The organism is Leptolyngbya sp. FACHB-711 (assembly GCF_014695615.1).
Taxonomy (GTDB): domain Bacteria; phylum Cyanobacteriota; class Cyanobacteriia; order Elainellales; family Elainellaceae; genus Leptolyngbya_A.
In genome coordinates this window covers 1-6,005 of the sequence record NZ_JACJOR010000563.1, presented here as the reverse complement: position 1 = coordinate 6,005, position 6,005 = coordinate 1, and the positions used below count along the sequence as shown (strand labels likewise).

The window sequence follows — 6,005 nt, the reverse complement described above, 5'->3', positions numbered from 1 at the left end:
AAACCAATACTTGACAGGTTGATAGACTATCATTCATATTCTCATGCAGTGCTGTTGCAGGTACAGCAGTGTACTTTATCAAACTACCATTTTGATTTTTACGAGTTGTTGAAAGTGAAAAATAGAGCTTGCCTGCCTCATCTTTAATGCCATGTCCAGAAAAATAGAACAGTAATAAATCATCCTTCTGGCGATCAGCAAATAGTTGATAGATTGCCTCTTCTACATCATGCTTTCTAGGATTTGTTAATACAATAATATTTTCAGCAGTAAACTCACTTAATTGCAGCAATACGCGCTGCACTGCCTGTACATCTTTAGCAGAATTGGGTAAAGGCTTTAAGCCTGATTCACTATCATATTCACTTACCCCAATCAGCAATGCTGCTTTGTTCACGGTTGCTTCTGCTCCCGTCGCTGATAAAATTCCTCTGCTTGCTGGAGCAAATACTCTAAATCATCCCGGTTCTTAGCTTCACCACTAAACTCGCTTCCATCAGGTGCTTTCACTGTCATCTTTAGAGTTTTGTTGCCCAACAGCGCATTGCTCAAACCCATCAAACCTTGAATAATCTTCGAGTTATTTACAACAAATTTAAGCGCACCTAAAACAAATCCACCTCCCGACTTTGAACCATCGGGTGGTAGCTTTACGTCAATCAATGCAACCTCTTCCACTCCATCAACTTCTCGAAGTTGAGGTAAGAGGCATTCCACTTCAGCTTGTAAATCTTCGTTATCGAGTTCAAGAGATTGAAACGTCAGGATGATATCCATGCAGTTGTTTAATTATCGTTGAAATGTTATGTGAATCTAAATTATCAACTCTCTCAAGCTTAGACAACCTTAATCCATAGTTCATTCCAAGCTGAAATTAAAGCCTCAATAATGCTCAGGATTAACTATATAGAACCCATTTGACATCTTTCAGTAGCTTGACCTAGCGTAAGGAAGGTGATTTGAGAGATTGACGATGCCATACTCCAGCAGTTTAAGCGATGCTGAATGGGCAGTTCTCGAACCGCGCTTGCGCGAAATCTTACCTAAGAAGAAACAGACGCGACCAAGTAACTGGAGCCAGCGCGAAATCATCGATGGCATCCTCTACCAACTCAAGAATGGATGTAACTGGCAGGATTTACCGAGGGACTTTCCGCCCTATTCCACGGTCTACTGGCACTACAAACAATGGCGGGATGCAGGCGTGTTTGAACAGCTGATGGAGACGCTGCATGGAGAAGTCCGAGTGCAAGCTAAAAAAAAGTCAGTGGACGACATTGATCATCATCGACTCGCAAGCCGTGAAGAATACGTGTAATGCGAGTGCTGAGTCCAACGGATTTTGCTTCTACAAAGCGACCAACGGGATTAAACGACACCTGGCAGTCGATAGTTTAGGGTTTCCGTTTTTTACCCACTGTACGCGGGCGAACGTCACCGATGACCAGGGCGTAATTGAGATGTTGAGCCAAAATATTGACTACTTTCGACAAAAGCCTGTGGAGTTGGCAAAGACGACGATTCTGCTCGACCACGGCTATCATCCAGAGGTGATTCAACAAGCATTAGAACAAATTTATCCAGAGATTATGACGAAAATCCAGTTTGAGGTGGCAGCGAAGCTCTCAAAAACTGAAAAGGCAGTGCAAGGGAAATCAGGATTTGTACCAATTGCAGTGCGATGGGTGGTTGAGCGATCTAATAGCTGGATCGAACGATGCAAAAATCTTGTCAAAAACTTTGAGTGGACGCTGGAACATGCCAGAACAAAGCTCAACCTTTGCTTCATTCGCTTAATGCTCAAGCGTTTGGCAGCTTAAGAAGATGTCAAATGAGTTCTATAAGCAATAGTTTCTCCATTGCGAGTCATGAGGGCATCTGCATCTTTCGCCAGTTCAGCAACTTTGGCACCCTCAAGCTGTACGCTGTTGATCTGCTTCAATTTGCCGAGCGTCCTCTTCCAACTGAGCAAATACGTCTTAATCATCAATCGGTTCACCCCGCTCCGCCTGCTCAACGCCAATCGCCAAATGCTGCTGCAACTCTACCAACCTTACTTGGTAGAGGCGATCGCGCTCTTCCAGCAGTCGTAGTGCTTCCCGCACAACCTCACTGGCAGAGAGGTATCTGCCGCTCTTGACCTTCTCATGGACAAACTGCTCCAGTTCAGGGGTAAGAGAAACGTTCATAGACGAAACGCTTGAAAGTGGATAGCTCAATTTTAATGTCAAAGTTTGACATTGGGCGGTCCACCACGCCTCTAGCTCTACCAAGGGACTACTGGGCTTTGGTGAATGGTTCCATTGCATTGGCGCTGTCTCGATCAACTGCGTTGATTTTGTTGCTTTTGCTAAGGGAGACGATCGATCGCCATCCGCCGATGTGAGCACCAAACAAACGTAGCACAGCCCCCACTACCTCCACTGAAGCCTGAGTTGCTGGGGATGGAGCTGATGGAATCAATGGAAAGGGGGATAAGAAGAGAGGGCAGTGAGAAAATGTTGTTCAGCGATCGCCAAGTCGATGCTCATTGGAATCGGGGTATGAGTTATCTCAAACTAGGTTGGAATTGGATTCGCCTTGCCATCACCCACCAGTTCAAGATTCAGGTTTATCCGTTTCTCTCCAGTCTGCCCGACCCTCAACCTGCTATCGCATCCAGGCGACAACACAATGATTCCCTCAAGCGTGAATTTACCGTCCTCAGCCGCTTTCCAACTTCTTAGTTTTGTCAGTCAAGCAGGCATCTGGACTCAAAGAAAACGTACCACGCTATTTGACCGCTTATACGCATAGTTCTTCTGAAGTTGGTAAGACGATCGACTTGTCGCTGCGCTCCGCGTCGTAGCGCGGTGCGGTCGCCTGTTGCTGATCTCGATGAAGAGTAAAGCTTCTACGCTGCCGCCGTGAGGGGGGTATGGTAGCATCCTGACGAAATGTCACTATGAGGCGCTTAATTGGGGTGCGGCACAGCAAGAAACTTAGAGTAAGATTAGTACAATTGAACTAAACTCACCTCTCTATCATGCAGCCTCGCCTAACCCCTGCTCAAGAACGAATCTTTTACTGGATTGAAGACTATATTGCTGAGCATGGCATAGCTCCTGTTGCCAGAGAAATTGAATCTGGGCTGAAATACAGTTCGCCTGCCCCAATTACAGGGCATTTGAAGGCGCTTAAAGCCAGTGGCTACATCACTTACATTCCCAGAAAAGCTCGCTCAATCCAGCTTCTTCGTCCCAGCCGCCAGATTCCGTTACTGGGCACGATCGCTGCTCACAGCCTTGTTACCATCTTCCCTGATGAGGAAGTGGAGATGCTGAACCTGTCAGTGCTGAAGAAGCTCTCTCGCCTCTCTCGCAACGAATTAAGTCAGCACTTTGCCCTGCGGGTTCGAGGTGACAGTATGGAAGGGGCAATGATTGCTGACGGAGATGTAGTGGTGATGCGTTGGCATAATGACCCGACTGAGATCAAGAACGGTACGATCGTTGCGGCTAGAGTGAACGAGACGACTACTCTCAAGTATCTGCACCGTCAGGGCAGTCGCATTACCCTGCTTCCAGCTAATAAACGGTATCAGCCGACGACAATCGATGCAGAGCATGAGGAAGTGGAAATTCAGGGGGTGTATGTGGGGTCGGTGCGGGGACTGATCTAACCCTATCTAAGCGATTTCGATTGTTTACGCTCTCCGACCATTACCCTGCTCCGGCAAGTAGGGGACGGTCGGTTTCCTTTTTTTCGGTTTCTAACTTTTGCTGTTTTTGGGACTGCAACTTTTGCACTGCAATCGTTTCCATATTTTCCTGAAAAGCTCGGATCTTTTTAGGGAAGATTGTCCAACTTTACACATACTGAACAGCAAAAAAGGGACTAGAAGAATTATTGGTTCCTCTACGGAAAATAGTAGAAAGCTTGTGTAGCCTTGATCTAAAAGGTTTCCTTCAAGGTTCTTTATGGCTGGTAATTTTAACGAGCAGGTTCGTTCTCCCCGATCGCTTTCAGCTTTGCCATCTCACGACCCAGAGTATTTGGAAGAAGGGTTTGATTCCTTAAAGGAGTGGATTAGAGCAAGCTTTGAGGATGTATATGACGGTCCTGACGCGCTTGAGCAAGAGCTTTCGCTTATGAAGGCAGCAAAGCGGCTCAATATTCCTTTAGAGGACTACCGCATTCTTTATTCGTTACGGCATGAGAAGCGATTGCCAGCGTACCCAAAGCCAATTCATTGGACATCCGCGCCATCGGTATGGACCAAATGGTTCTTTAAGCTACCAAAAGGAAGGAAGCGATTTTTTGTTTGGAAAGGTGGGCTGTGGCTGGTGAAACAGAGCTTTTTTATCACTATGGTTGCGGCTGCGTTTACCTATGTATCAAATGCTCCAACTCGCCAGCGACAGGCTCATTATCAGGCATAGCAACTCATTAATAGTGCAGCAGGTCAGCAAGTAAGTGGTGGCAGGATCGAAGCTTTACAAAGTTTACTTGCTGATGATGTGAGTTTACGAGGACTAAGTGCTGAGGGGGCTTACCTTGATGGAATTAGTCTGAAGGGCGCGGATCTTCGATACTCTAATCTACGAAAAGCAAGTCTTCAAAAGGCTGCCTTTCAAGAAGCTACTCTCACAAATACTAATCTACAAAACGCCCTGCTATATGAGGCAGACTTCCGAAAGGCTAATCTTCAAGGAGTTAACTTTGAAGGTGCTGTCTTTAATACTGAAGTGGCTTTTGGCGGCGAGGCGGTTGAGGGATTTGTCGCGGTCAACCCAAAACCTGAAGATATCTTTGTTGGCGCGAACCTTTCGGGAGCTAACTTCAAGAATACGTCAGTAAGTAGGGTAGCAATTGAAAAAGGGTATTTGTGTAATACAACTATGCCTGACGGCAGTAAGGCAAATCGTGATTGTGCCTATATAAACAGCATTGATAAGTGATAACTTAGGCAGTTTTCTAAAGTCGCGTGTTCAGATAAACCTTGCTGTCAGAATCAAGAGCATCGGCTAGCAGATCGCATTATTGCCCAGCTCGGACATGATGTAGCCTCTGCCCTGGCTGAATCTGATAGCGCGAGATATCGAGAACGCCTCTTAGAGCAGCAGCTTCGAGACAATGGCATTGGACCGTGGGCACTGCCGGGAGAGAACGATTCTAACTCACCCTCCTGATCCAGCCCTTTGTGCCTGATACTGTCTTTGTAAAGCGATCGGGATGCAGGCGATCGCCCCATCCATAGCCCTCTCTATCTCTTCATCCCCTCCACTCCATAAAAGCGAGTATCGGCGGGTGTCGATGGAAGCGCTAAGCCAGTGCAGCGCCCACTGAAACCCCAAAATCCTAAGAACTGACGATCGAACAGTGAGGTTAGAGGCAAGGGAAAAAGGGAAATATTGTGGATAGGAGTAGTGCAGAGAGGGAGGTGGATATATCTTCGTGCATCGCCTTTTGCTGGAACATTTCGCCCAGATGAATCTGGACGAAAGCCAGTTGTAACCCACCCCTCATATCTCACCCAGTTCACCCCACAGTCTACAAGTGCCAACTCTACTCAAAGTTGATATAGATTTTTTTAAGTTCTTCTTTATTTTTGCCTTTATTGTGTTGAGCATTGGGAAGTCCCAATTGTTGATTATGGAGGTGGATCGCCTCTTGAACGGATGCGGCATTGGGGAAGAGGAGTGAGGGTTGTTCAAAGATGGGTTTGACATACATTTGGTTGTTGGTTCCGGTCATTTCGGCAATGATTTGGCGATTAACGAACCATTGATCGTGCGGGTCGGTGCAGCTTTCGTTGTATTGAATGATGGCTTGGATTGCTTTGAGGATGCGGTCTTGAGGAGAGAGCTTGCCTGAGGGTGTGCGAGGGTTGCGGGATTTGGGCTCAGGTTTTGCGGTTTGAGGAGGGGATGCACCGTTGGAAGCAGGGGGCGGTGTCGGTGGGGTTAAGGGGATTGGAGAAGGATTGGCTGGGGGGTGGAGGATGGAGAAGGATCAGGCTGAAT

General features: G+C 46.9%; 11 protein-coding genes. 7 read left to right on the top strand and 4 right to left on the bottom strand.

Translation table 11 applies throughout. From position 1 onward, the window contains the following. Both H6F80_RS27965 and H6F80_RS27960 read right to left on the bottom strand, forming a co-directional pair. The coding region (locus tag H6F80_RS27965) for a caspase family protein (RefSeq protein ID WP_190794794.1) at positions 1-397 on the bottom strand (397 nt) is incomplete at its 3' end. After that, positions 394-777: a sugar ABC transporter permease gene (locus H6F80_RS27960; protein WP_190794793.1), complete on the bottom strand. Its 384-nt coding sequence runs from the start codon at positions 775-777 to the stop codon at positions 394-396. The genes H6F80_RS27960 and H6F80_RS27965, both read right to left, overlap by 4 nt. Before the next feature lie 196 nt (positions 778-973). Here H6F80_RS27960 and H6F80_RS27955 point away from each other — a divergent pair, with 196 nt between their 5' ends. Both H6F80_RS27955 and H6F80_RS27950 read left to right on the top strand, forming a co-directional pair. Further along, complete coding sequence (locus tag H6F80_RS27955; RefSeq protein WP_190794792.1) at positions 974-1,318, top strand: transposase; 345 nt, start codon at positions 974-976, stop codon at positions 1,316-1,318. After that, the gene (locus tag H6F80_RS27950; RefSeq protein ID WP_518523675.1) at positions 1,302-1,820 is read left to right on the top strand and encodes a transposase; all 519 of its coding nucleotides are present in this window, start codon (positions 1,302-1,304) and stop codon (positions 1,818-1,820) included. The genes H6F80_RS27955 and H6F80_RS27950 overlap by 17 nt, the downstream gene beginning before the upstream one ends. A gap of 159 nt (positions 1,821-1,979) precedes the next feature. Here the strand turns inward: H6F80_RS27950 and H6F80_RS27945 are convergent, their stop codons facing one another. Then, positions 1,980-2,189, bottom strand: coding sequence for a type II toxin-antitoxin system ParD family antitoxin (locus tag H6F80_RS27945; RefSeq protein ID WP_190794790.1), 210 nt, complete (start codon positions 2,187-2,189; stop codon positions 1,980-1,982). A 35-nt stretch (positions 2,190-2,224) separates the two neighbouring features. On the opposite strand from H6F80_RS27945, the gene H6F80_RS27940 reads away from it, so the two are divergent. The 5 genes from H6F80_RS27940 (at position 2,225) to H6F80_RS27920 (ending at position 4,940) form a co-directional block, all read left to right on the top strand. Next, positions 2,225-2,386, top strand: coding sequence for a hypothetical protein (locus tag H6F80_RS27940; RefSeq protein WP_190794789.1), 162 nt, complete (start codon positions 2,225-2,227; stop codon positions 2,384-2,386). Between the two features lie 157 nt (positions 2,387-2,543). Continuing rightward, the gene (locus H6F80_RS27935) at positions 2,544-2,726 is read left to right on the top strand and encodes a hypothetical protein (protein ID WP_190794788.1); all 183 of its coding nucleotides are present in this window, start codon (positions 2,544-2,546) and stop codon (positions 2,724-2,726) included. A gap of 299 nt (positions 2,727-3,025) precedes the next feature. Further along, positions 3,026-3,661: a transcriptional repressor LexA gene (gene lexA, locus H6F80_RS27930; RefSeq protein WP_190794787.1), complete on the top strand. Its 636-nt coding sequence runs from the start codon at positions 3,026-3,028 to the stop codon at positions 3,659-3,661. A 298-nt stretch (positions 3,662-3,959) separates the two neighbouring features. Next, positions 3,960-4,421, top strand: a complete 462-nt coding sequence (locus H6F80_RS27925; protein ID WP_190794786.1) for a hypothetical protein — start codon at positions 3,960-3,962, stop codon at positions 4,419-4,421. Positions 4,422-4,499: 78 nt separating this feature from the next. Beyond that, entirely contained in the window at positions 4,500-4,940 is a 441-nt protein-coding gene (locus tag H6F80_RS27920; protein ID WP_190794785.1) for a pentapeptide repeat-containing protein, read from the top strand. A 607-nt stretch (positions 4,941-5,547) separates the two neighbouring features. Here the strand turns inward: H6F80_RS27920 and H6F80_RS27915 are convergent. Continuing rightward, positions 5,548-5,736 carry a hypothetical protein gene (locus H6F80_RS27915; RefSeq protein ID WP_190794784.1) on the bottom strand — a complete coding sequence of 63 codons (189 nt, stop codon included), beginning with the start codon at positions 5,734-5,736 and terminating at the stop codon, positions 5,548-5,550. Positions 5,737-6,005: the final 269 nt, after the last annotated feature.